This window comes from Ensifer sp. GW823-FHT05D09, from assembly GCF_058795755.1.
This window is the reverse complement of record NZ_JBXAIA010000019.1, coordinates 1-23567: the sequence shown is the minus strand read 5'-3', so window position 1 is coordinate 23567 and position 23567 is coordinate 1. Positions and strand designations below refer to the sequence as shown.

The 23567-nt window shown below is 61.8% G+C and carries 25 protein-coding genes and 1 tRNA gene; 11 read left to right on the top strand and 15 right to left on the bottom strand.

The window, feature by feature from the left end; translation table 11 throughout:
* Positions 1–40: 40 nt before the first annotated feature.
* Positions 41–817, bottom strand: coding sequence for a ComF family protein (locus tag AC1Q80_RS30355; protein ID WP_209793128.1), 777 nt, complete (start codon positions 815–817; stop codon positions 41–43).
* A gap of 173 nt (positions 818–990) precedes the next feature.
* On the opposite strand from AC1Q80_RS30355, the gene AC1Q80_RS30350 reads away from it, so the two are divergent.
* Entirely contained in the window at positions 991–1869 is an 879-nt protein-coding gene (locus tag AC1Q80_RS30350; protein ID WP_173423795.1) for a methyltransferase domain-containing protein, read from the top strand.
* Positions 1870–1888: 19 nt separating this feature from the next.
* Here AC1Q80_RS30350 and AC1Q80_RS30345 read toward each other — a convergent pair whose 3' ends face one another.
* The 6 genes from AC1Q80_RS30345 to AC1Q80_RS30320 form a co-directional block, all read right to left on the bottom strand.
* Entirely contained in the window at positions 1889–2062 is a 174-nt protein-coding gene (locus AC1Q80_RS30345; RefSeq protein WP_173423487.1) for a Flp family type IVb pilin, read from the bottom strand.
* A 74-nt stretch (positions 2063–2136) separates the two neighbouring features.
* Positions 2137–2457, bottom strand: a complete 321-nt coding sequence (locus AC1Q80_RS30340; RefSeq protein ID WP_077500981.1) for a hypothetical protein — start codon at positions 2455–2457, stop codon at positions 2137–2139.
* Positions 2458–2638: 181 nt separating this feature from the next.
* Positions 2639–3052, bottom strand: coding sequence for an 8-oxo-dGTP diphosphatase MutT (mutT, locus tag AC1Q80_RS30335; protein ID WP_173423488.1), 414 nt, complete (start codon positions 3050–3052; stop codon positions 2639–2641).
* A 3-nt stretch (positions 3053–3055) separates the two neighbouring features.
* Positions 3056–3874, bottom strand: coding sequence for a GNAT family N-acetyltransferase (locus tag AC1Q80_RS30330; RefSeq protein WP_173423489.1), 819 nt, complete (start codon positions 3872–3874; stop codon positions 3056–3058).
* An 89-nt stretch (positions 3875–3963) separates the two neighbouring features.
* Positions 3964–5205, bottom strand: coding sequence for a bifunctional glutamate N-acetyltransferase/amino-acid acetyltransferase ArgJ (argJ, locus tag AC1Q80_RS30325; protein WP_492362883.1), 1242 nt, complete (start codon positions 5203–5205; stop codon positions 3964–3966).
* A 133-nt stretch (positions 5206–5338) separates the two neighbouring features.
* A complete protein-coding gene (locus AC1Q80_RS30320; protein ID WP_173423491.1) occupies positions 5339–6196 on the bottom strand; it encodes a peptidylprolyl isomerase in 858 nt (285 codons plus the stop codon).
* A 245-nt stretch (positions 6197–6441) separates the two neighbouring features.
* Here AC1Q80_RS30320 and secA point away from each other — a divergent pair, with 245 nt between their 5' ends.
* The 3 genes from secA to AC1Q80_RS30305 all read left to right on the top strand — a co-directional run bounded on the left by secA (position 6442) and on the right by AC1Q80_RS30305 (position 12109).
* Positions 6442–9156 carry a preprotein translocase subunit SecA gene (gene secA / locus AC1Q80_RS30315; RefSeq protein WP_492362882.1) on the top strand — a complete coding sequence of 905 codons (2715 nt, stop codon included), beginning with the start codon at positions 6442–6444 and terminating at the stop codon, positions 9154–9156.
* Positions 9157–9443: 287 nt separating this feature from the next.
* Positions 9444–10838: a lipopolysaccharide biosynthesis protein gene (locus AC1Q80_RS30310; protein ID WP_492362881.1), complete on the top strand. Its 1395-nt coding sequence runs from the start codon at positions 9444–9446 to the stop codon at positions 10836–10838.
* Positions 10835–12109 (top strand): GNAT family N-acetyltransferase, encoded by a 1275-nt coding sequence (locus tag AC1Q80_RS30305; RefSeq protein ID WP_173423494.1) that lies wholly within the window; start codon positions 10835–10837, stop codon positions 12107–12109. The genes AC1Q80_RS30310 and AC1Q80_RS30305 overlap by 4 nt, the downstream gene beginning before the upstream one ends.
* Before the next feature lie 9 nt (positions 12110–12118).
* Here AC1Q80_RS30305 and AC1Q80_RS30300 read toward each other — a convergent pair whose 3' ends face one another.
* The 4 genes from AC1Q80_RS30300 to AC1Q80_RS30285 form a co-directional block, all read right to left on the bottom strand.
* On the bottom strand, positions 12119–13765 hold the full coding sequence (locus tag AC1Q80_RS30300; RefSeq protein ID WP_492362880.1) for an AMP-binding protein: 1647 nt from the start codon (positions 13763–13765) through the stop codon (positions 12119–12121).
* Positions 13766–13899: 134 nt separating this feature from the next.
* A complete protein-coding gene (locus AC1Q80_RS30295) occupies positions 13900–14487 on the bottom strand; it encodes a TetR/AcrR family transcriptional regulator (protein ID WP_173423496.1) in 588 nt (195 codons plus the stop codon).
* Positions 14488–14493: 6 nt separating this feature from the next.
* Entirely contained in the window at positions 14494–14802 is a 309-nt protein-coding gene (locus AC1Q80_RS30290; protein ID WP_492362879.1) for a DUF3817 domain-containing protein, read from the bottom strand.
* Between the two features lie 8 nt (positions 14803–14810).
* Positions 14811–15248, bottom strand: coding sequence for a CopD family protein (locus AC1Q80_RS30285; RefSeq protein WP_492362878.1), 438 nt, complete (start codon positions 15246–15248; stop codon positions 14811–14813).
* A 410-nt stretch (positions 15249–15658) separates the two neighbouring features.
* Here AC1Q80_RS30285 and AC1Q80_RS30280 point away from each other — a divergent pair, with 410 nt between their 5' ends.
* On the top strand, positions 15659–16210 hold the full coding sequence (locus tag AC1Q80_RS30280; protein ID WP_492362877.1) for a hypothetical protein: 552 nt from the start codon (positions 15659–15661) through the stop codon (positions 16208–16210).
* A 333-nt stretch (positions 16211–16543) separates the two neighbouring features.
* On the opposite strand, the gene AC1Q80_RS30275 is transcribed toward AC1Q80_RS30280, so the two are convergent.
* A tRNA-Leu gene (locus AC1Q80_RS30275) sits at positions 16544–16628 on the bottom strand.
* A gap of 218 nt (positions 16629–16846) precedes the next feature.
* Here AC1Q80_RS30275 and AC1Q80_RS30270 point away from each other — a divergent pair.
* Positions 16847–17356 (top strand): disulfide bond formation protein B, encoded by a 510-nt coding sequence (locus AC1Q80_RS30270; RefSeq protein ID WP_173423498.1) that lies wholly within the window; start codon positions 16847–16849, stop codon positions 17354–17356.
* Positions 17357–17471: 115 nt separating this feature from the next.
* Here AC1Q80_RS30270 and AC1Q80_RS30265 read toward each other — a convergent pair whose 3' ends face one another.
* Positions 17472–18029, bottom strand: a complete 558-nt coding sequence (locus AC1Q80_RS30265; protein WP_173423499.1) for an HNH endonuclease — start codon at positions 18027–18029, stop codon at positions 17472–17474.
* A gap of 107 nt (positions 18030–18136) precedes the next feature.
* Entirely contained in the window at positions 18137–18784 is a 648-nt protein-coding gene (locus AC1Q80_RS30260) for a DNA-3-methyladenine glycosylase family protein (RefSeq protein ID WP_173423500.1), read from the bottom strand.
* A gap of 54 nt (positions 18785–18838) precedes the next feature.
* Here AC1Q80_RS30260 and gluQRS point away from each other — a divergent pair, with 54 nt between their 5' ends.
* Positions 18839–19729 (top strand): tRNA glutamyl-Q(34) synthetase GluQRS, encoded by an 891-nt coding sequence (gene gluQRS / locus AC1Q80_RS30255; RefSeq protein WP_492362876.1) that lies wholly within the window; start codon positions 18839–18841, stop codon positions 19727–19729.
* A 6-nt stretch (positions 19730–19735) separates the two neighbouring features.
* Here gluQRS and AC1Q80_RS30250 read toward each other — a convergent pair whose 3' ends face one another.
* Entirely contained in the window at positions 19736–20617 is an 882-nt protein-coding gene (locus AC1Q80_RS30250; protein ID WP_173423502.1) for a YihY/virulence factor BrkB family protein, read from the bottom strand.
* Between the two features lie 183 nt (positions 20618–20800).
* Between AC1Q80_RS30250 and AC1Q80_RS30245 the strand changes: the two genes are divergently transcribed.
* The 4 genes from AC1Q80_RS30245 to AC1Q80_RS30230 are packed head-to-tail and all read left to right on the top strand — an operon-like array spanning position 20801 to position 23281.
* Positions 20801–21634 carry an SDR family oxidoreductase gene (locus tag AC1Q80_RS30245; RefSeq protein ID WP_173423503.1) on the top strand — a complete coding sequence of 278 codons (834 nt, stop codon included), beginning with the start codon at positions 20801–20803 and terminating at the stop codon, positions 21632–21634.
* Between the two features lie 23 nt (positions 21635–21657).
* On the top strand, positions 21658–21861 hold the full coding sequence (locus AC1Q80_RS30240; protein WP_077500997.1) for a twin transmembrane helix small protein: 204 nt from the start codon (positions 21658–21660) through the stop codon (positions 21859–21861).
* A gap of 16 nt (positions 21862–21877) precedes the next feature.
* The gene (locus tag AC1Q80_RS30235) at positions 21878–22456 is read left to right on the top strand and encodes a cob(I)yrinic acid a,c-diamide adenosyltransferase (protein ID WP_492362875.1); all 579 of its coding nucleotides are present in this window, start codon (positions 21878–21880) and stop codon (positions 22454–22456) included.
* A 30-nt stretch (positions 22457–22486) separates the two neighbouring features.
* A complete protein-coding gene (locus AC1Q80_RS30230; RefSeq protein WP_173423505.1) occupies positions 22487–23281 on the top strand; it encodes a rhomboid family intramembrane serine protease in 795 nt (264 codons plus the stop codon).
* Positions 23282–23567 lie beyond the last annotated feature (286 nt).

Here is a 23567-nt window from a genome sequence, read left to right as displayed (position 1 = left end):
AACCGCTCCTTCACCGGCAACGATGCCGGACTTTCATTTGTCATATAAGACCGGACATGGCTCTTGCAAAGGTTAAAACCGTGACGTGTCCGGCCCCCGCCCGCTTCAGCGCGCGAGCCGCGGCCGAGACGGTGGCGCCAGTCGTATATACATCGTCGACGAGAACGATGCGTTTTCCGATGAGACCTTGCCTGCCGCTTTCGGCAACGGCAAAGGCGCCGCGAACATTGTCCTCGCGTGCCTTGGCGCCAAGCCCGACCTGTTTGGTCGTGCGCCTGATGCGGCGAAGCGTTGACGACAGATAGGGGCGGCCTGACAGCGCTGCCACGGCACGGGCAAGCTCCGCCGCCTGGTTGTATTTGCGCCCCCAGAGCCGGAAGGCATGCAACGGAACCGGGATGATGGCATCGGCGGAAGCGACCGCGCCATCGCTTGCCCGGACCATCCATTCCGCCATCATTGGCGCGAGATCGGTCCGGTCACGATACTTCAATCCATGCACGAGATCGCGTGCGATGCCGTCGTGGATGGCAACGGAGCGCAGACGGTCGAAGACCGGCGGATCGGCGATCGCCTCGGGCGATACCGTTCCCTCCCCATGATCATGGGCAAACGGCAGGCCAAGGATTTCGCAATAGGGCCGCTCGATCAGTTGGAGTGTCGACCAGCAGGGCGCACAGACGGCCCGGTGGCGGCCCATCAGCCGGCCACAGCCGCAACATACGGGAGGGTAGACGAGGTCGATGAGATCGTTGCCGACCTGTCGCAGAAGGGCGAGGCCACCCGCCAGTCCAAATTGCCGCTCTTCCCGGTTCATATGGTTGACTTTACCGTCGCGTGGGTTTCTTTGCAGGACGCTGGAACACGCTGCAGCGCCACGCGCCATTTCGGATGCGCTGATGTCGCCGCAGCACTTTGAATTTCGGCATGATTTCTCTTTTGAATCGGTTCCGATCCGGGGAGGCCATCATGCTGCCGGAGCAGAGTACCGTGGAAATCATCTTTGACCAGAGCCTCGTCGAGGCGCACCGCCGCCGGGCACTCAACAATGCCGACCCGAAAGCAGCCTTCCTCCTCGATATCGTCGCACAGGAACTGGCCGACCGCGTCAGCGTGGTCGAGCGCCAGTTCGACAAGGCGATGGAGCTGCACGGCTACACCGGCGCAACCGCACTCCGACTTCTGGAAACCGGCAAGGTCGGAACGGTCGAGCGGGTGGAAACGGATGCCGGTTTCGGCACCGCCGCGATGCCGGTTGCGATTGCGCCGCTCGAGCGCGTCCCCGCAGAGCCCGAGACGCTCAATCTTCTCGTCTCTCCGCTTTCCCTCCACCTGACCAACGACACGCCCGGCGCCTTCATTCAGGCGCGCCGGGCACTGAAGCCCGATGGACTGTTCCTGGCGGCGATCCCCGGCAATGGAACGCTGAACGAGTTGCGCGAGGCGTTGCTTGCGGCAGAAGCCGAGCTGACCGGTGGCGCAAGTCCACGCGTCATTCCCTTTGCCGACGTTCGCGACATGGGCGCATTGCTGCAGCGGGCCGGCTTTGCCCTGCCGGTGGCAGACGCGGAAACCTATACGGTGCGTTATGATTCTCTCTTCGCGCTTATCAGGGATTTGCGGGCAATGGGCATGACCAGCCCGCTGGCAGCCCGCAGCCGGACACCCGTCTCCCGACGCTTTTTCCTGAGGGCGGCGGAAATCTACGCGGAACGCTTTTCCGACCCGGACGGTCGCATCCGTGCGACCTTCTCGGTCGTCTATCTCTCAGGCTGGGCGCCGCACGAAAGCCAGCAGAAACCGCTGAAACCGGGTTCTGCGAAACAACGGTTGTCGGAGGCGTTGGGGACAAAGGAACGACCGGTCTGAAAACCGGATGTTCGGGTCGTCAGTTCCGCGAATCCAGGAACGTCGTTGTCAGCAGATTGAAAAGAGACAGCAGCGCGTCTCGTAGTTGCTCCAGGCCGAGAATCAGGCTGAGGCAAATCAGGCCCGCGATAAGTCCGTACTCAACCGCAGTGGCCGCATTTTTATCGCGAATAAGGCGCTTCAACGTGTTCATAGGTACCCAGCCCGGTTGGAACTCGCCTCCCGACCGGCAGACACGCAAGGAACCAGTCCGACGCGCCGCCCAGATCAGCAGCCACTCTTGCTGCCGTCGGCATCGATGATGCAGACAGCCCCCGGCATTTCCTGCAGCACGCTGCGGCGCACGGTATAGCGCTTGGTGGTGCCGTTCGAGGGAATAGAGCCGGTCGAAATATTGTCGTAGTCCATCGGCGTGTTCGCGAGCATGCGCTTGTCCGCCTTCGAAGACAGCATCGGGGTCAGGATAAGCGTCAGCGCAATCACGGCTGTTCCAAACAGCAGCGACAGATTGAGCACACCCGTCCGGCGGGACTGGCTCGTCACCATGTCCTTCTCCTGAACCGTCCTCCAGAAATCGTCGTCAACCATCCCAGCCTCACAAACGCATAAGGTGCGGCGAACGGGAGCATCCTTCCCAAGCTTCGTCCTGCCACATTGCCCGAAACCGATACGCCGTTCGCTGAACGCCACGTACCGAAACTGAATTGCAGCTATCTTTGCGGGAGGGAGATAAACGATCGATTAATAATCGGCCGGTTTTTGGGTAGGTTCAGAGCAAATCCATCAGAAATGGGATGAGCGGCTCGTCGGCAGGAGGCATCGGATAGTCGCGCAGGGCCTTGGAACGCACCCATTTGATCGCCTGGCCTTCCCGGCCGATCGCCACACCTTCATAGCGACGGCAGACATACAGCGGCATGAGCAGGTGGAAATCGTCGTAGGTGTGGCTGGCAAAGGTCAGCGGCGCCAGGCAGGCGACCTTGGTCTGGATGCCGAGCTCTTCATCCAGTTCGCGGATCAGCGTTTCCTCTGGCGTCTCGCCGGGCTCAACCTTGCCACCGGGAAACTCCCACAGGCCGGCCAGCGACTTGCCTTCAGGACGCTGTGCGAGAAGGATCCGCCCATCGGAATCGACCAATGCGCAGGCGGCGACGAGAACGATCTTCTTTCCGGTGGCATCCATGCGTCAGGCCTTCGGCGTACGGTAGAGATAGTTGTAGACGTCCGAAAAGCCCGCACTGCGATAAAGCGCCAGCGCTGCCTCGTTGTCTGCCTCGACCTGCAGCCAGGCCTTCTTGGCGCCGCGCAGGCGGGCCCAGCGCAGCGACACGTCGAGCATGGCCTTGCCCAGCCCCTGCCTGCGGAAATGCTCATCGACCGCAAACAGCATGATACCAGCGAGATCATTGTCCTGGACGACCAGCGAAACCGCGGTGGGGCCGCTCTCCACATCCTCGAATAGGAACAGACCGCTTTCCGGCTTGATGGCGTTGATGATCTCGGCAAGTGCGGCCTTGGTCTTGGGGTCGTCCTTGCCGATGCGGATGCGCGCATCGACGAAGCGGCCGACATCCTTGATCGGCAGATGGTCGATACCTTCGCCGAAATCACGCTCGGCAATGTCAGCCATCATCACTGTGCTGTGGGAAAAGGCAGTCCAGCCTTCGCCGTCCATGTGGGCGATCAGTTGCGGCGGCGTCAACGGCGTCTGGCGCACGGTCAGCGGCCGCCCGTAATCGGCAAAGCGCCTGGCGGCCTTTTCCAGCCGAACCGGGATGTCGCGGTAATCCGAGGGATCGAGCGGGTTGACCGAATTGAGGCGCTTGGAATCGTGACCGGCGTTCAGCCGGATCAGCCAGCTGCCGTCATAGTGGACCGACGCTGCCGGCCAGGCGCGAAAACCGACTGCCTCAAGCCGTCGCACGCTCGGAAGATCAACCATCCGCTTGTCCTTGCCTCCAGCCGCGGCATCACCTGTGCCGGGCTGTGTCTCGTTCGATGTCATCTGCTTACCCCCAACCGGCCAAATCCGGATACCGTCAATGCGAGCGCTTTCGGAGCCGCAGGCCCCGACAAGACCGCTTCACGAAGGCATCAGCTTCTGTAGTCGCCGTTGATCTCGACATATTCCTTGGTGAGGTCACAGGTAAAGACCGTCGCGCGCCCGGAACCAAGGCCGATTTCGACGCGGATCGGGATGTCCTGCGCCTTCATGACCGCCGTTGCGGCCGCTTCCGAATAGGTCGGATCGCGCTCGCCCTCGACGGCGACGCGCACATCGCCGAACCAGATCGCCAAGCGGTCGCGCTCGGCCATTTCGCCTGATTTGCCGACGGCCATGACGACGCGTCCCCAATTGGCGTCCTCGCCGGCGACCGCCGTCTTGACCAGCGGCGAATTGGCGATCGAAAGCGCGATCCGCTTGGCAGCCGCATCGTTCTCGGCACCTTCCACCGTGACGGCAACCATCTTGCGAGCGCCCTCGCCGTCGCGAACGACCTGGAGTGCCAGATCGCGCAGCAGGTCGTTGAGCGCCGCGCGGAAGGCGTCGAGCTTCGCGTCGGACGCGTCCGTCACCTTCTGCTGGCCGTCGACAGCGGCAGCACCGGTCGCAAACAGCATCAGCGTATCGGACGTCGAGGTGTCGCTGTCGACCGTGACCGAATTGAACGTCGGGCCGACGCCGGCCGAAAGCAGCGCCTGAAGTGCTGCCGGAGCGATGTCCGCGTCGGTGACGACGAAGGAGAGCATGGTCGCCATGTCAGGCGCGATCATGCCGGCACCCTTGGCGATACCGTTGATCGTGACCTTGACGCCACCGATCTCGGCGCTGCGGGTGGCGACCTTCGGATAGGTGTCCGTCGTCATGATCGCCTTGGCGGCCTCGAACCAGAACGCTTCCGTGCCGGCAGCGGCGAGATCGTCGAGCACGCCAGAAAATTTCGTCGCGTCCAACGGTTCACCGATCACGCCGGTCGAAGCCAGGAACACCTCGCTCTCGGCGCAACCGACGGCTTTCGCTGCCGATTTTGCCGTCAGCTCCGTCGCTTCGCGGCCCTTCTTGCCCGTAAAGGCATTCGCGTTGCCGGAATTGACGACCACCGCGCGTGCAACACCGCCGCCCAGGTTCTGGCGGCAGAAATCGACAGGCGCCGACGGGCACTTGGAGCGCGTGAACACGCCGGCAACGGCAGCAGGCTCGTCGAAAACCATCATCAGCACGTCGGTACGGTTCTTGTACTTGATGCCGGCCGCGGCCGTTGCCATGCGAACGCCGCGCAGGGCGGGCATGTCGACAAAGGTTTTTGGAGCAAGCGGAGAGACGGAACCGGACATGGGAAACCTGCCTGAAGAACGTGGGATCAAGGTGAAGTTGCGACAAATGCCCGAACGGCCTTCAGCCGTCGGGCATCGACAAGAAACGTTGATCGACGGGCCCTGCCCTTGGACGGGCCCGTCAGTCGAGAGATTACTTGGCTTCCTGCGCCTTGTTGGCCTCGTCATAGGCCTTCTTCAGAGCCGGATCGGAAATCTCGACACCGGTATCCTTCTTGGCAGCAGCAAGCAGCTCAACGTATTTGTCGCGCATGACAAGCTGACGAACCTGCGGTTCGACCTGCTCCAGCGTCGGCGGAGCCTGCGGGCGCTTGTCTTCTACCAGAATGACGTGGAAGCCGAACTGCGTCTTCACCGGCGTCTTGGTGTAGGCGCCCTTGTCGAGCGTGAACACGACGGCTTCGAATTCAGGAACCATCCGGCCCTTGGTGAAATAGCCGAGGTCGCCGCCGTCGTCCTTGTTCGGGTCGGAAGACTTGGCCTTGGCCAGCTCGACGAAGCTCTTGCCGGCGTCGAGTTCCTTGATGATTTCCTTGGCTTCTTCCTCGGTCTTGACGAGGATATGGCGTGCCTTGACTTCTTCCTGGACCGGAACGGCCGCGATTTCCTTGTCGTAGCGCGCCTTCACCTCTTCCTTGGTGATGGCATCGACGACGTGCTTCTTGAAGAAGGCATTGTGCAGTTCGCGTTCGGTCAGGTAGGCGACACGCTGCTTGAACGTCGCGTCGTCCTGAAGGCCTTCCGCCTCTGCGGTCTTCGACAGAAGCTTGACGTCGATGACGGCCGACAGCGCGGCTGCGCGCTTCTGCTCTTCCGGCATCTGCTGGAGCTGAGGGTCGAGACCGCCAAGGGCGAGATTGAGCTCGGACTGGCGCACTTCTTCGCCACCGACCGTGGCGATGACCGGGTCCGCATCTTCGGCGCGCGCGACACCATGAACGGCGATCGCCGCAACCAGGGCCGCAGCGGCCAGGGTCTTCAACTTCGACATGCTCGTAACCTTTCACCTTTGGCCATCAACGCGATTGCGTCGGCCTCGTGGCGGCTGAACACCACCAGAATGTGGCGGTTCTGTAGCCGTCCGGCCACGCAAGTGCGTTGACATAATTCGACCCCCCTCTTATCTGTCACGCAACCTCGCGTCCAGAACAGTTTCCGGGCGTTTCACGGCATTGCGCGGTTTTGGACAGTGCGGCCAGTGGAACCCAAGGCAACAAAAAAGAAAGGACCATTCATATGGTCAGTCTCGGCGGCCTAGCCCGCAAGTTGTTTGGCTCCTCCAACGATCGCCGCGTGCGTGGCTACAAGGCGAGGGTCGATGCCATCAACGCTCTTGAAGCCGACATGAAGGCTTTGTCGGATGAGGCACTCGCCGCCAAGACCGTGGAATTCCGCAAGGAATTCGCAGACGGCAAGACGCTGGACGACCTTCTGGTGCCGGCTTTCGCGGTTGCCCGGGAAGCCGCACGCCGCGTGCTTGGCCTGCGCCCCTTCGACGTCCAGCTGATCGGCGGCATGATCCTGCATGAGCGCGCCATCGCCGAAATGAAGACCGGCGAAGGCAAGACGCTCGTCGCGACCCTGCCGGTCTACCTCAACGCGCTCGCCAGCAAGGGCGTGCACGTCGTCACCGTCAACGACTACCTGGCACAGCGCGACGCCGCCACGATGAACCGCATCTACAGCTTCCTCGGGCTGACGACCGGCGTCATCGTTCATGGCCTGACGGATGACCAGCGCAAGGCCGCCTATGGCTGCGACATCACCTACGCGACCAACAACGAGCTCGGCTTCGACTATCTGCGCGACAACATGAAGTACGAGCGCGCGCAGATGGTTCAGCGCGGCCACTTCTTCGCCATCGTCGACGAAGTCGACTCGATCCTCGTCGACGAAGCGCGCACGCCGCTGATCATCTCCGGCCCGCTCGACGATCGCTCGGACCTCTACAACACGATCAACGAGTTCATTCCGATGCTTTCGCCGGAAGACTACGAGATCGACGAAAAGCAACGCTCGGCCAACTTCTCCGAAGAAGGCACCGAGAAGCTCGAAAACCTTCTGAGACAGGCAGACCTGCTCAAGGGTGAATCGCTCTACGACATCGAGAACGTCGCGATCGTCCACCACGTCAACAACGCGCTCAAGGCCCACAAGCTGTTCCAGCGCGACAAGGACTACATCGTACGCAACGGCGAGATCGTCATCATCGACGAATTCACCGGCCGCATGATGCCGGGCCGCCGCTATTCCGAAGGCCAGCACCAGGCGCTCGAAGCCAAGGAAAAGGTGCAGATCCAGCCCGAGAACCAGACACTCGCCTCGATCACCTTCCAGAACTATTTCCGCATGTATTCCAAACTCGGCGGCATGACCGGCACGGCTTCCACCGAAGCGGAAGAATTCGGCAACATCTACGGCCTGGAAGTCATCGAGGTCCCGACCAACCTGCCGATCAAGCGTATCGACGAGGACGACGAGGTCTATCGGACGCAGGGCGAAAAGCTGAAAGCCATCATCGACGAGATCAAGTCGGCGCACGAGCGCGGCCAGCCGATGCTGGTCGGCACGACGTCGATCGAAAAGTCCGAACAGCTTGCCGACCTCCTGAAGAAGTCGGGCTTCGACAACTTCCAGGTGCTGAACGCGCGTTACCACGAGCAGGAAGCCTTCATCGTGGCCCAGGCCGGCGTTCCCGGTGCCGTCACGATCGCCACCAACATGGCCGGCCGCGGTACCGACATTCAGCTCGGCGGCAACGTCGACATGCGCATCCAGCAGGAACTCTCGGAAGTCGAGCCCGGCCCTGAGCGCGACCAACGCGAACAGGCGATCCGTGCCGAGGTGCAGCAACTGAAGGAAAAGGCGCTTGCCGCCGGCGGACTTTACGTCCTCGCCACCGAACGCCACGAAAGCCGCCGTATCGACAACCAGCTGCGCGGCCGCTCCGGCCGTCAGGGTGACCCGGGCCGGTCCAAGTTCTACCTGTCGCTCCAGGACGACCTGATGCGCATCTTCGGCTCCGACCGCATGGACGGCATGCTGCAGAAGCTCGGCCTGAAGGAAGGCGAGTCGATCATCCACCCCTGGATCAACAAGGCGCTCGAGCGCGCGCAGAAGAAGGTCGAAGCCCGCAACTTCGATATCCGCAAGAACCTTCTGAAATACGACGACGTGCTCAACGACCAGCGCAAAGTGATCTTCGAGCAGCGCATCGAGCTGATGGATGCCGTCAGCGTCACCGAAACCGTGACCGACATGCGCACCGAGGTCATCGAGGACATCGTGTCCAAGCGCATCCCTGAGCGCGCCTATGCCGAGCAGTGGGACGTCGCCGGCCTCAAGGCCGACGTGCAGCAGTACCTCAACCTCGACCTGCCGATCGTCGAATGGGCCGCCGAGGAAGGCATCGACGAGGCCGATATTCTCGAGCGCGTCACGACAGCCACCGAAAAGGCCGTTGCCGACCGTGCCGAGCGTTTCGGACCGGAGATCATGCAGTATGTCGAGCGCTCGGTGATCCTGCAGACACTCGACCATCTCTGGCGCGAACACATCGTCAACCTCGACCACCTGCGTTCGGTCATCGGTTTCCGTGGTTATGCGCAGCGCGATCCGTTGCAGGAATACAAGTCCGAAGCCTTCGAGCTGTTTCAGGCGCTGCTCGGCAACCTGCGCCAGGCAGTGACGGCCCAGCTGATGCGCGTCGAACTGGTGCGCGAGGCGGCCGAAGCACCGCAGCCGGTTCCGCCGATGATGGAAGGTCACCATATCGACCCGCTGACCGGCGAAGACGATTTTGGCGGTGGCTCCGGTTCGCTGCTGGCCGTCGCTCCGGAAAACCGCAACCCGGCCGATCCGTCGACCTGGGGCAAGGTCTCGCGCAACGAGGCCTGCCCATGCGGCTCCGGCAAGAAGTACAAGCACTGCCACGGAATTTACGAAGCCTGATCTGAAAATGCCGCCTCCGGGCGGCATTTTTGTTTGCGAGGCGGGAAAGGCGAACACCGCCTCGCCTCCCGACGTCCAGTGGCGGGGCCGAACGATCTGGCGTTGGCCAGTTGCGATCCAAAGAGCGTCTTTTCGGCGCCGGACGGGGTCCATCCGCTCGGCTCCCTCCCCAAGGCAAACCCGCCGACTGAACCGTTTGTTAACGCTGATCTGGCACAACCAAACCCTGTATTGCGTAATCTCAGGGTGTTCTCGTGTTCATGGCGGTGTGTCAAACAGCCGGACGAATGCTGCCGTCAGCGCTTCGTCACCGCTTGTCTCCGCTGGGGGGCATGCTGGTCGCCGCCCTGACCGAACCCGACCCCAAAAACACGGCACGGCGCATGGCGCTGGTCGCCTTCGCCATCCGCATCCTCAGCGCCGCAATCGCCTTCCTGTCGCAGATCATTCTCGCGCGCCTGATGGGCGAGTTCGAGTACGGCATCTTCGTCTTCGTTTGGGTGCTGGTGATCCTGTTCGGCAACCTGTCCTGCGTCGGCTTCCATTCGGCCGTGATCCGTTTCCTGCCGGAATACCAGGCAACAGCGGCGCTGGACGAAATTCGCGGCCTGACGACCACCGCGCGCATCTTTGCCCTCGTGTCGGCAAGCACGCTCGCGCTCGTCGGGTTTGCGGGCCTGTGGCTGTTTGCGGAACGGATCGAGGGTTACTACCTCGTGCCGCTTTATCTCGGCCTGTTCATTCTGCCGATGATCGCGCTCGGCGACGTGATGGACGGCACCGCCCGCGCCCATGGTTGGCCGCTTTCGGCCATGAGCCCCACCTTCATCATCCGCCCTCTGCTGGTGCTCGCCTTCATGGTGCTGGCAACGACGATGGGCGCGCCGCACACGGCGCCCACCGCCATGGCCGCAGCCATGGCCGCCGTCTATGCGACGACCATCAGCCAGTTCCTCGTACTCACCTGGCGGTTGCGTTCGCGCTACGTCAAAGGACCGCTGCGCATCGAAATGGGACGCTGGCTCACGGTCGCGGTGCCGATCTTCCTGATCGACGGCTTCGGATTCCTGCTGACCAACTCCGACGTTGTCATTGTCGGCTTCTACCTGAAGCCGGACGATGTCGCCGTGTACTTCGCCGCCGCCAAGACGATGGCGCTGGTTCACTTCGTCATGTTCTCCGTCAAGGCGGCAGCAGGTCCGCGGATTGCCGGAGCCATGGCCGCAAAAGACCGCAGGCAATTGGCCGAGATCGCCATCGAAAGCGCCCGCTGGGCGTTCTGGCCGTCGCTGGTGCTCGGTGCAGTCGTCCTGGCGGCCGGCCCGATCCTGCTCTCGCTGTTCGGCCCTGCCTTCGTCGGCGGCTGGCCTTTGATGGCGATCCTGTTTGCCGGCATCATGGCCAAGGCCTTCATCGGGCCCGCCGAAATCCTGCTGACGATGGCCGGCCAACAGACGCTGTGCGTGATCCTGTACGGCGGCGCTCTGGTGGCAAACCTCGCGCTGAACTTGAGCCTCATTCCTCTTTTCGGATTGATTGGTGCTGCATTTGCAACCGCCGGTGCTATGTTCGTCGAGGCAATGCTGCTTCACTTCGCCGTAAGGCGCACCTTCGGCTTCGCGCTGTTCGCTTTCGCAAGCGGGCGTTCGAACCATGACAACAACGGGGCGATCCATCCATGATCGGCAATACCAATCTTCCCGGTGACGCAGACGACAGAGCTGCCCGCATCCTTGGCGGGCTGGCACCGATGGGCCATTCCCATCCCCAGGCGGAGCACATGCTTGCGGTCGGACGCCCCGGACGACATCTCGCTATCTACCCGGCCAAGGCCGGCTATGAATTGCAGGGCGAACTCGACTTCCTGTCGAACCGGGCGCTTGAGCCGAACGTCTTCTTCACCGGCCGTTTCCTGGCGCCGGCGATGCCCAGGCTCGAGGAACGCGTGATCCGGCTCGCCATCATCAGGGACAACAACGAGCGCCGCAGCCGCATGCGCTTCCTGATGCCATTTTCGATCGAGAAGCCCGGCTTTTCGATCGGCGCACCGATTATCCGCGCCTGGTCCAATCCCTTCGGCCCGCTTGGCGTGCCGCTGCTCGATGCCGAGGATGCGGCCGAAACAATCGACAACCTGCTTGAAGCCCTGACCAATCCGTCGGCAAGCCTTCCTCCGGTTCTGGTGCTGCCGGATGTGCGCCTCAAGGGCAAGTTCGCGCAACTGGCACGTGCCGTCGCCATCGGCCGAAACCTACCGCTGACAGTGACTGACACGTTCAGCCGGCCGATGCTCGAAAGCCTGCTCGATGGCCCGACCTATCTGAAGAAGGCGATCAGCCCGGCGCATTTCCGCGAATTGCGGCGCCAATGGAATCAGCTGGAAAAGCGCGGGAAACTCGCCTATTCCGTCGCGCGCCAGCCGAGCGAGATCCGCATTCGCATGGAAGAGTTCCTTGCGCTGGAAGCGTCCGGCTGGAAGGGCCGCGAACGCAGCGCCATGGTGCTCGACCGCTTCCGCGCGGCCTTCGCGCGCGAGGCGATCACCAACCTCGCCGAAGCCGACAGCGTTCGTATCCACACACTCGACCTCGACGGAAAGGCCATTGCCTCCATGGTCGTTTTCCTGATGTCGGGCGAAGCCTATACGTGGAAGACGGCCTACAATGAGCAATACGCGAAGTTCTCTCCGGGCAAGCTGCTTTTGGCGGAACTGACCGAATGGCACCTCGACGACGCCAACATCGCCCGTTCGGATTCCTGCGCCGTTCCCGACCACCCGATCATGAGCCGGTTCTGGCAACAGCGGGAAGAAATGGGCACGCTCGTCATCGGCCTGCAGCAGACCCGCGACCGCGACGTTCGCCAGGTCGCAGCCCAGTTGCACCTCTATCGCAACACCCGCAACATGGCGCGGATGCTGCGGGAAAAGATCAAGGCGCTCGCCGGCCGTTGACCGGCGTCCTCAGATGGGCGCGTGCGGCGGCTCCGCCGCCGCCTGCTCGCGCAGGAACCGCCTGATAACCTTGCCCGATGTCGTCAGCGGCAGGCTGTCGACGAACGCGATCTCCCGCGGATATTCATGCATCGACAGACGCGTCTTCACCCAGTCGCGGATCGATTGTGCGGTTTCTTCGTCGCCAGCCACGCCGGGCCTCAGGACGACATAGGCCTTGACGATTTCCGTGCGCAGCGCGTCTGGCTTTCCGACGGCCGCGGCAAGCTGGACGTCCGGATGTCCGGCAAGGCAGTCCTCGATCTCTCCAGGACCGATGCGGTAGCCTGATGAGGTGATCACGTCGTCATCGCGCCCGAAGAAAGTGAAGTAGCCTTCGCCATCCATCACGCCCTGGTCGCCGGTCGTCATCCAGTCGCCGATAAACTTTGCGTCCGTCGCCTTCTCGTTCTTCCAGTAGCCGAGAAACATCACGGGATCCGGTCTGCGGATCGCCACCTGGCCGACAGTTCCGGCCGGCAATTCCTGGCCGTCACCGTCGATGATCGCCACCCGGTGGCCTGGAGCCGCCTTGCCCATCGAGCCCGGCTTGACCACGCCGAGATCGGCGGCCGACGAAATGACGATGTTGCACTCCGTCTGGCCGTAGAACTCGCTGACCTCGAGGCCGAGGGCTGCCTTGGCCCATTCGAAGGTTTCCCGCCCGAGCGCCTCGCCGGCAGAACCGATGGTTCTGAGATTGAGACGGTACCGCTCGCGCGGCCTGTCGATCGCCTTCATCAGCCGCAGCGCCGTCGGCGGAATGAAGGCATTGCGCACGTCCATCTCTTCCAGAATCCGGAAGGCGGTATGCGGGTCGAATTTTTGCGCCGGCGACGAAACCACGGGAACGCCGAGCAGCAACGAGGGCAGGAGCGCGTTCAGCAAGCCGCCAGCCCAGGCCCAGTCGGCGGGCGTCCACATCCGGTCATCAGGCTGCGGCAGGAAATGGTGGTGAAACTGGAACCCCGGAAGATGGCCGAGCAGCACCCGATGGCCATGCAGCGCGCCCTTGGGCGGCCCTGTCGTTCCCGAAGTGTAGATCATCAGTGCTGCATCGTCGGGCCTGGTGTCGGCGGCGACGAAGCCGTCGGCGCCCCCAGAGGCAAGCTCAGTGAAGTCGAGCGTCCCTGGCCGGGGCTCGGCACCGCTCAACACGACCAGCCGCAGCCCCGGCAACCGCCCGCGGATGGCGGCGACGCGCTCATGGCCGAAGGCATTGGTGACGATCGCAGCGGCACCGGCGTCATGCAGACGGTATTCCAGCGCCTCGACCCCGAACAAAAGGGCGAGCGGCAGGGCAATCGCACCGAGCTTGTAGATGGCGGCATGCGCAATGGCGGCCTCGAACCCCTGCGGCAGCAGGATCGCCACGCGGTCCCACGGCTTGATCCCCTGGCGCTCAAGCCCGCGCGCGAAGGCGGAGGATTGCCGCGAGAAAGCGCCGTAGGTCAGTGTGCGATGATCGCCGTCCGGGTTGAAATGCTGAAGACAGATGCGCTCCGGCTCACGCGCGGCCCAGGCATCGCTGACGGCGACACCGATGTTGAACTTCTTGGGGATCTGCCACTCAAACGCGCGGTAGAGTTCGTCGTAATTTTCGATTGTCGGTAACATGGCCCCGCCGCGACAGACTTCTGCTGCACTGCACCTAACATCTTCGTCGGCCTCAGTTCAATCGCCAGCGCGACGCGGGCTATCCACCGACAGGCACGAGCTTCCTCTTTCGTCGCCTCCACGCATTCCTCACGTCAGCGCGGCGGCTCTTCGGCGAGAAGCGTTCTGACGTGACCGAGAATACGCCTGAAACCATCGACCCCGCCCCCACCCCGGGAGATTACCACCGCACCTTGCCATGCAGCCGTCACGATCGCTGCTCGCGACGCCGCCTGCGCCGGCGACCAACCCACTTCGACGAGATTGCGCGCCAGCAATCTTTCGATATCACCAAGCAACGCCGCCGCCAGTTCGCGCATAGCCACGGTTGTGGCAACGGGATCGACCATCGTCTGCCCCACCGGGCAACCGATGATTTCCCCTTGCGCTGCGTAGAACGTCTCGATGCGGAAAAACACCCGCTCGATCCGCTGCAATGGCATCAGTTCAGGCGCTTCGAAGATCGGCAGCGTCTCCTTTCGGAAATGCGCTACCGCCTGCTCGAACAGCGCCTCGAACAACGCGGCCTTGCTCGGAAAATGGTGAGTGATCTTGCCGAGCGAGATCCCGAGCGCGGCGGTGATCTCGGAAAAGGAGGAGGCGGCATAACCACGAACGAAAATCAGCCGCCCAGCGGCATCGAGGATTTCTTCGCGCGTTTTCAGCCCCTTGTCGTAGCCCATGATGCCCTAGCTCGCAGAAGCGATCGATCGACGGAAGAACCAGAAGGTGCCGCCCGGCACGAAGCTGAACAGCATCGCCTTGAAGGCCCAACCGCGCGGCTGATCTCCTAAGGACAGTTCGTTGATGACGGCCCAGATATAGGTGAGGAAGGCAAGGCCATGCAAAGGCCCCAGGAAGCGCGTCACCTCGCCGTAGCCGAGGCCATGCTTCAGCGGCACGCCGACGAAGACGAGGAGCAGCAAGGTCGTGCCCTCTGCGATCGCTGCGATACGCAGCAGACGGGAGACTTTTTGATTGGTTTTAAGTTCGGGCATAGCCATACCTATTTGATGACGGCGAGGGAAACGATGGTGACGGTCAGCGCCAGCCCCGCAAATTGCAGCACACGGATGCGGGTGGCGGGGACGATGCCGTGGCGCAGCGAGGCGACGGTTGCCGCGATGGCGCCGTGGAGGCCAGTCATCGCGAAGACGCCGGCAAGCTTGAGCTGGAACCAGAGCTCGCCGAGCGTTTCCGGCCCACGCAGAAAGAACAGCGTCGCGCCTAAGAGAAGCGTCGCAAGCATCGCCGGATTGACGACCAGACGCAGGCAGCGTTGCTCCACCGCACTCAACAGGTCAGCATTGTCCTGCTGCGCCAGCACCTGCCGATGGCTGCCAAGCAGAACGACCAGCAGACATTGCCCACCGAGCCAGACGACGACCGAGACGACATGCGCCGCCTTGACCCAGAGATAATAGGGAAGAATCAGATCGAGCATCGTCAAATCCAAAACAGAAAGATCATTCTGTTTGTTGCCGAAATCGAATCAGAAGTCACTGCGACAAATCGGCAGCGACCTGGCGACGTGAGCGATGAGATGAGACTGCGCACGAAGCGCTTGATCGGCGTGCTGTCGACGACGGGAAACCACGCTGGGACGCCGTGCGGAAAAGCTTGAGTGGTGGTGCCCCATGCCACAGCAAACGAGCGGCATCAGTGGCTTACCAGTTTGTGAGACACATCAAGCGAGCGCCGTTTTGTTATCTTTTCTCTCGCTCATGTCCCACCTAGAAAGGAAATGAACCATCTGGAGTGAAGTGGCAGAACAGCGCTCAAATTGCACTTCATTCTAGCTTTGCATCAGACTCATCTGACTACATGGTGAGGCCGTCAAGATAGGGGCGATTCATGAAGTGCATCTCTGAACTTTTGATGGGATTGGCGGGAGCGACATTGGTCGTCATTAGCGCAGCTCAACCGGCGGAAGCCAACAGTGACAATGGCCAAGACCAATCTTGTGAAATCGTCAACTTAGCATTCGCGGCAACCATGAACGCTACCCGGTCGAGCGTGACGGTTTATGCCGAGCAGGACGATGGATCTTTAGTGTTTACTGCCGATTTGCGAACCCAGTCAGGTACTAATTATCTGAAAGACTCAACGCGAAAGCAATGGATCCGGTACCCACAGACAAAGTGGGTTTCAGCGGACCAATCTGGCCCGAAAATAACCGACTGTGTATTTGAGGGTGATGAGAGTCACCTGGGTCTCGCAGCAAAGCACTATTCAGCTATCCGTCATGAGTTGCCGCAGGTCTCTAAAGTGGATTTTTGGATTACGCATGACGATGGACGAATTGTAAAAATGCGCACTGGGCCGTGGGGAGTTAAGCTTAAGTCCGGACTAGGACTAGTTGAAATCCGCAAATTCGATGATGAGGCATTGACCCCTCCACTTTGATCCGCAGCCGCAGACTTGCGCTTCCATTCGGACCGTATGTCCGATGATTTTTCGAAACCCTGAACCGGAATTACATGCGCCTATCAGTCCCACACGGCACTGAAACAGCGCTCCAATCGCGCCGTCGTCCAGTTTCCGTGAAAACCTTAAACAACTGCGCCGGCACGTCTGCACTCGCACCGGTTGGCCGCCTAGGCTTCTTCATGTTCTGTTTAGCGGGCGCTCCCACTGGACCCAGTGAGGAATTGTAAGCAGCGAGATTGTTCCGGGGTGCGAAAATGTGGGGCAAAAACAGCGAAAAAGCTCAATAAAAACAGCACTTGTTTTTAAGAGTGGTGCCCCATGCCGGGGTCGAACCAGCACTCCTTTCGGAACTCGATTTTGAGTCGAGCGCGTCTACCAATTCCGCCAATGGGGCTCAGGGATATAAGATATCAGCGGGTCGGATTTACACGAAGGTTTTTGCTGCGGTCAACCATCATTTTCAACTTGCTCCGCAACAATCACGAAAGCGTGCAGAGACGACGCAGGCGAGACGATTTACAGCGCGCGCCGTCGCACCTAAGAAGGCCATCATTCAGTTGCAATGCAGCATATACGGACCCTGATCCCTATGCTTTCCCGCGTGAGGTACGCATGATCGACGCTTCCACCGCTTCCCGCCACCACCTCGTCATCGCCGTTCTCCTGACGCTCGGCATGGCGGCGACCGTTGGCGGCGCACTCGGCTTCGAGCATATCGGCGGCTATATCCCCTGCGCGCTTTGCCTCTTGCAGCGCGACCCCTATTACTACGGCATCCCGCTCGGCATTCTGGCCGTCATCACCAGCGCCCTGAAGCTGCCGGCCTGGACGACGCGCACGCTGCTTCTGGCGATCGGCATCCTGATGCTCGTAGGTGCCGGCATGGGCGTCTACCACTCGGGCGCTGAATGGGGCTTCTGGGAAGGGCCGTCGACCTGCGCGACAACGGCGCAGGGCGTATCGTCCAATGTCGGCGACCTCTTGGGTGACCTCGATTCCAAGCATGGTCCCTCTTGCACGGAAGCAGCGCTTCGGGTGCTCGGCCTCTCCTTTGCCGGCTGGAACGTCATTGCCAGCCTGATCTTTGCAGCGATTGCCCTGCGCGGCGCTGCCAAGGCCTGATTGAGACGTAAAATCACCTTTCGCCTGAAGGGACGGCCGCGTGAAGAGGTTCACGCGGCGTGGCTTTGCCCCGGCGTTCGAGGCGCTACGCCCACAGGCCGACAGCCGAAAGACCTCAGGGCTGCAGTTCGACATCCCAGTAGAGATAGTCCATCCAGCTTTCATGCAGGTGGTTCGGCGGGAATAGCCGCCCGTTGTTGTGCAGGTCCTGCACCGTCGGCTGGTAGGGCTTCTGGTGCGGGACCATGCCTGCCTGTTTTGGCAACTTGCTGCCCTTGCGCAGATTGCAGGGCGAGCAGGCCGCAACGACGTTGTCCCAGGTCGTCTGACCGCCATGGGCGCGCGGCACTACGTGGTCGAAGGTCAGGTCGTCGGGCGTGCCGCAATACTGGCATTCGAACTTGTCGCGCAGGAAGACGTTGAACCGGGTGAACGCCGGATGACGCGACGGCTGCACGTAGCTCTTGAGGCAAACCACGCTCGGCAACCGCATAGAGAAGCTGGGCGAGGAGACCGAGTGCTCGTACTCCGCAAGGATAATCACACGGTCAAGGAAGACCGCCTTGATCGCGTCCTGCCAGGACCAGAGCGACAAGGGGTAATAACTCAGCGGCCGATAGTCAGCGTTCAAGACGAGCGCCGGTAAGGCCTGCGGTGAGACTGCAATCGTCAAGCGTATTCTCCTGATCGATTCGGCATCTGCACCTTCTATATTAGGCCCGTTGCAACAGGATTGTGAAGCAGGAAAGAAAAAAGCGAACCTTGGATTCGCTTTTTCCTTCAAGGTGTCACAGGAACGGCATCCCGGCGCATTTCCTGCGCGTAATAGGCCCAGAACAGACGCGCCGCGACGCTGCGCCACGGCGCCCAGTGCGCGGCCAGCGAATCAATCTCGCGGGCGGTCGGGCGAAGCTCGAGGCCGAGCCCGTGGCCGATGGCGTTCTGCAGCGCGACGTCGCCGGATGGAAAGACGTCCGGATGTCCGGCGCAGAACAAGAGATAGACCTCCGCCGTCCAGCGCCCGACGCCTTTGATCATCGTCAGCTCGCGGATCGCGTCCAGCGCTTCGACATTGCAGATCGCGTCGAGGTCGATATCGCCGGCAACGACCGCCTGCGCTACCCGCCGCAGTGTATCGGCCTTGGCGCGGGAAAGCCCGATCGCACGGCAATCCTCGTCGCTGAGCGAGAGCGCGGCAGGCGCGGTAATCTCGCCGAGCGAACCTTCCATGCGTTTCCAGATCGCCGCGGCACTCGCCTTCGAGACCATCTGCGACACGATGATACTGGCAAGCCCGCGATAGCCGGGATCCGTTCGCCTGAGCGGCACGGGGCCGGCCCTGGCCACGACATGTTCGAGACGGGCGTCGAGCATCACCAGGCCGGCAAGACCCGCCTCGATGTCCTCATGTGTCCGGATGATCCGCATGGCGCCTCCAAAAAGCGGATGATTTTTATACCGCTTCCATGTCAAAGGGAAACGATGGCAGACACGTCATCCGCACAACCCGTTTTCCGTTTTGCACCGAGCCCGAACGGACTTTTGCATCTGGGCCACGCGCTGTCGGCGATGCTCAACCACGATATGGCGCAAGCGTCGAACGGGCGGTTCCTGTTGCGCATCGAGGATATCGACCGGACGCGCTGCCGCCCCGAGTTCGAAACGGCAATCGTCGACGACCTCGCATGGCTCGGACTTGAATGGGAACAGCCGGCGCGGCGACAATCGGATCACCTCGACGTCTATGCATCCGCCTTGAAACGGCTTAATGATATGGGCCTCGTCTACCCCTCCGCAATGTCCCGCGGCGAGATCAAGGCGGCGGTTGCCGATGCCGAAACGCGGGGCCTTGTCTGGCGGCGCGATCCGGATGGCGCACCACTCTATCCCGGACGCGAGCGCGATCTGGGCCGCGACGCGCGCAACGCCATTCTTGCCGGAAACAAACCCCATGCCTGGCGGCTTGACATGCAAAGGGCCGTGCTTGCGGCCGGCGCAACGCCCCAGACCTGGCAGGAGACCGGCCACGGGCCGGAGGGAGAGACGGGCCTCATAGCGGCCGATCCGGCGGCCTGGGGCGATGTCATCCTGTCGCGCTCCGATGCGCCGTCAAGCTATCATCTGTCCGTCGTCGTCGACGACGCGCTGCAAGGCATTACCCATGTGGTGCGTGGCCGCGACCTCTATCATGCAACTGCGGTGCATCGCCTGCTGCAGCGGCTCCTCGACCTGCCGGAGCCGGTCTACCATCATCACCGTCTTTTGCTCGGCGCGGACGGCCGGAAACTCTCCAAGAGCAATCGCGACACCGGCATCCAGGCCTTCCGCGAGGCTGGCCGCACACCGGCGGACATCAGGGCATTGATCCTCTAGGCGAACCTAATCCCCGGTCGCGCGCTGCCCCTGGAAGCTGCGCCGCACCATGCGCTTGACCCGGTACTTGAGGATGGCCGCGTTGATCTCGGCGCCGATGATGAAGATCGCCGCGACCATATACAGGAACACCAAGACGATCATGATCGAGGCAAGGCCAGCATAGGTCGAGACATAGGTCGCAAAGGTCGAAAGATAGTAGGCGAAGGTATAGCCCCCGATCGTCCAGCAGAGCAGCGTCAAGAAGATGCCGGGCAACACGTCGATCACCTTGCGATGCCCGTCCGGCAGCCACAGATGCGACATGAAGAGCCCGCCCGTGACCACGACCAGCGCCAGCGGCAGGCTCCAGTTGTCGACGGTCGCCAGCACCCCGTCGAGCCAGGGCAGCCATTCGCCGGCATAGCGAAGTGCGAGCGGCACCGCGACAAGCAGGATGCTGAGCGCTGCCAGGATCAGTACCCCTGCAATCACGAAGCCGAGGCTCGCCAGGCGCGTCACATACCAGTAGCGGCTTTCCGTCACCCTATAGGCGCGGTTGAGCGACACCCGCAGCGCCTCGACGCCATTCGAGGCGAAATAGGCGGCCGCGAGCACCGAAACAGTCAACAGGCCACCACGCGGAATGGTCAGCACCTGGACGATCTCGTTGGCGATCGGGGTGGCGATCGATTCCGGCCAGGCGTCGAAAATGAGATGAACGGCGGTCTCGGCAAACTGATCGGCCCCGAGGAAACTACCGAGCGCCGTGCCGAAAATCAGGAACGGAAAGACGGCAAGCAGCGAGGAGAGCGCCACATGGCTCGCCATGGCCCAGCCGTCGTCCAGACTGAAGTGCCATAGCGCATCGAACACGACTTTCCAGGTGATGCGTATAAACGATGGCATTTCCACTCCGGCCGAGTGGCACCAGGGTCACCTGCATTCGCATGCGGGGCCTCCGATGCCGTTCCATGGCTTTGGCGCTCGGCCAACCGCGACAACGTACACGGGTTCGGGCTCGCGCAATTCAATTGTATCCCGCCGATGAATATGGGAAACGGGGGCAGGATTTCTACAGGAATCGACAGGATGTCCGATCGCCCCACAATCATTGTCACCGGATGTTCATCCGGGATCGGCGCCCATTGCGCCCGTGCGCTCAAGGCCGACGGCTGGCGGGTGTTCGCCACCGTCCGCCGCGAAGACGACCGCAGCGCCCTAGAAAACGAGGGCATCGAAACCTTCCTGATGGACTATACCCAGCCGGAAACGATCGCTGCCTTGGTCGAAGCCGTGATGGCGCGTTCGGGCGGCCGCATCGATGCTTTGTTCAACAACGGCGCCTATGGCCAGGCCGGTGCCGTCGAGGATCTGCCGACCGAGGCCTTGCGGCTGCAGCTCGAAACCAACGTCATTGGCTGGCACGACCTGACGCGCCGGGTGATCCCCGCCATGCGCGCCCGCGGAAGCGGCCGCATCGTGCAATGCTCCTCCATTCTCGGCATCGTGCCCTATCGCTGGCGCGGCGCCTACAACGCCTCGAAGTTCGCGATCGAGGGGCTGTCGCTGACGCTGAAGATGGAGCTCGCAGGCAGCGGCATCGAGGTCAGCCTGATCGAACCGGGACCGATCGCCTCCAGGTTTACCGCCAATGCCGTGACCTATATCGAGCGCTTCATCGACCTGAAGACATCAGTGCACCGGGTCGAATACGAACGGCAGTTGCGACGGCTGAAAGGCGAAAGCAAGCCGGCCGCCGGCAAGCTCGGCCCGGAGGCGGTCTATGCCGTGCTCAAGCATGCGCTGACGGCAAAAAGACCCAAGCCGCACTATATTGTAACAAGGCCCGCCAGGCAGGGTGCGCTCCTGAAGAAGCTCCTGCCGGCAGCATTGTTTTACCGCATAATCGGCCGCCTAGGCTGATCGTAAACGCAAGGAAGCATTCGATGTCCAGTTTCTTCACCGGCCTGACCCTGCTCGTCATGGGCCTGGTCGTCATCGTCCTGATCCGTGGCCTCGTGAACATGGCCAAGGGCGGCAGCGGCAACACCTCCAACAAGCTTATGCAGGCGCGCGTCCTGTTGCAGGCAGTCGCCATCGCCCTGATCATGCTGACGCTGTGGCTGACCGGCGGCGGCCGCCCGTCTTAAGGAACCTGACGACACCATGGTCAAGCTCAACAAGATCTACACCCGGACGGGAGACAACGGCACCACCGGGCTCGTCGCCGGCCCGCGCCGCCTGAAGAGCGACCTCAGGGTCGATGCCTATGGCGCTGTCGACGAGACAAATGCCTTTGTCGGCGCTGCCCGGCAATACACCGCCGACGTGCCCGATCTCGATGCCACCTTGATGCGGATCCAGAACGATCTCTTCGACCTCGGCGCCGATCTCGCCACGCCCGATACCGGCGAGAAGCCGGAATATGAACCGCTTCGCATCGTCGCAAGCCAGGTCGACTGGCTCGAAACGGAAATCGACCGGCTGAACGCCGACCTTGAACCGCTACGCTCCTTCGTGTTGCCGGCCGGCAGCGCCGCATCGGCCGCACTCCATGTAGCGCGCACCGTTGCCCGCCGCGCCGAGCGGCAGATGGTGGCGCTGGCGCAGATCGAGACAGAAATCGTCAGCCGTGAGGCGATCGCCTATATCAACCGGCTGTCGGATTTCCTGTTCGTGGCCGCCCGCTGGGCCAACGACAAGGGTCAAGCCGACGTCCTATGGATTCCCGGAAAAAACCGATAACGTCCAGGGAATCACGCTTCGGGAGACCGCATGTTCATACCGCTTCACGATAAGAACACCCTGAAGTACATCAAGGTTCAGTATGTGACGATCAGCCTGATCGTCATCAACATCGCCGTCTGGCTGATAACCGGCCCGATCGCCACCGAAGAGTTCGCCAATGCGACGCTCCTGGGTTTCGGCTACATACCGGCACTCGTCTTCGACTATGCCCAACTCGACCCGTCGCTGATCATCGTGCCCGATGGCTTCACCTTCATCACCTACTCCTTCCTGCATGGCGACTTCATGCATCTGGCGATGAACATGCTGTTCCTCTGGGTGTTCGGTGACAATGTCGAGGATGCGCTCGGGCACTTTCGCTTTCTGGTGTTCTATTTCGCCTGTGCCGCTGCCGGAGCCCTGGCGCACGGCCTGCTCGACCCGGCATCGGAAGCGCCGCTGATCGGCGCCTCGGGCGCGATCTCCGGCGTGGTCGCCGCCTATTTCCTGCTGCATCCGAAGGTGCGCGTCTGGGTTCTGGTGTTTTTCCGCATTCCCTTGCCCCTGCCGGCGGCCATTCCACTCGCCTTCTGGATCGGCCAGCAATTCTTCATGCTGGTGGTCGATCCGGGTAGTGGCGTCTCCTGGAGCGCCCATGTCGGCGGCATCGTCGCCGGGCTCGCGCTGGTGGTCGTTTTGCGACGCCGCGGCGTGCCCCTGTTCGACCGCACGATCGTCACGCCGCGCGCCGTCGAACACAAGGTTGAGTCCGTCGTCGTCCTGCCACAACCCCTGCCCGAAACGCGCAAACCGCCGACGCCGTGGGGTCGCCCAACGGCCTGAAATCGTCAGCTGGACAGCGCGCGCACCGCAGTTTTCCTATTATTTCAAAGGGTTGATTGTCGTTTCCCGACCGGAGAAAAACACCGTTGCCGCATCTGCGAAGAGGTCTTGTCAGGCTACTTTCTTACGTGTACGTAAACGTTATTCTAATTCTCGGGGTTATATCGATTTAGCGCCATGCACAGTGATTGTAATTGGAGAAAAAACGCGTATCGATGTCGCCAACCGACAATCAGGCGGCTCCGTTAAGGCGCATTTTCCTGCGAAAGCTCTTGGAGGGAAGAAT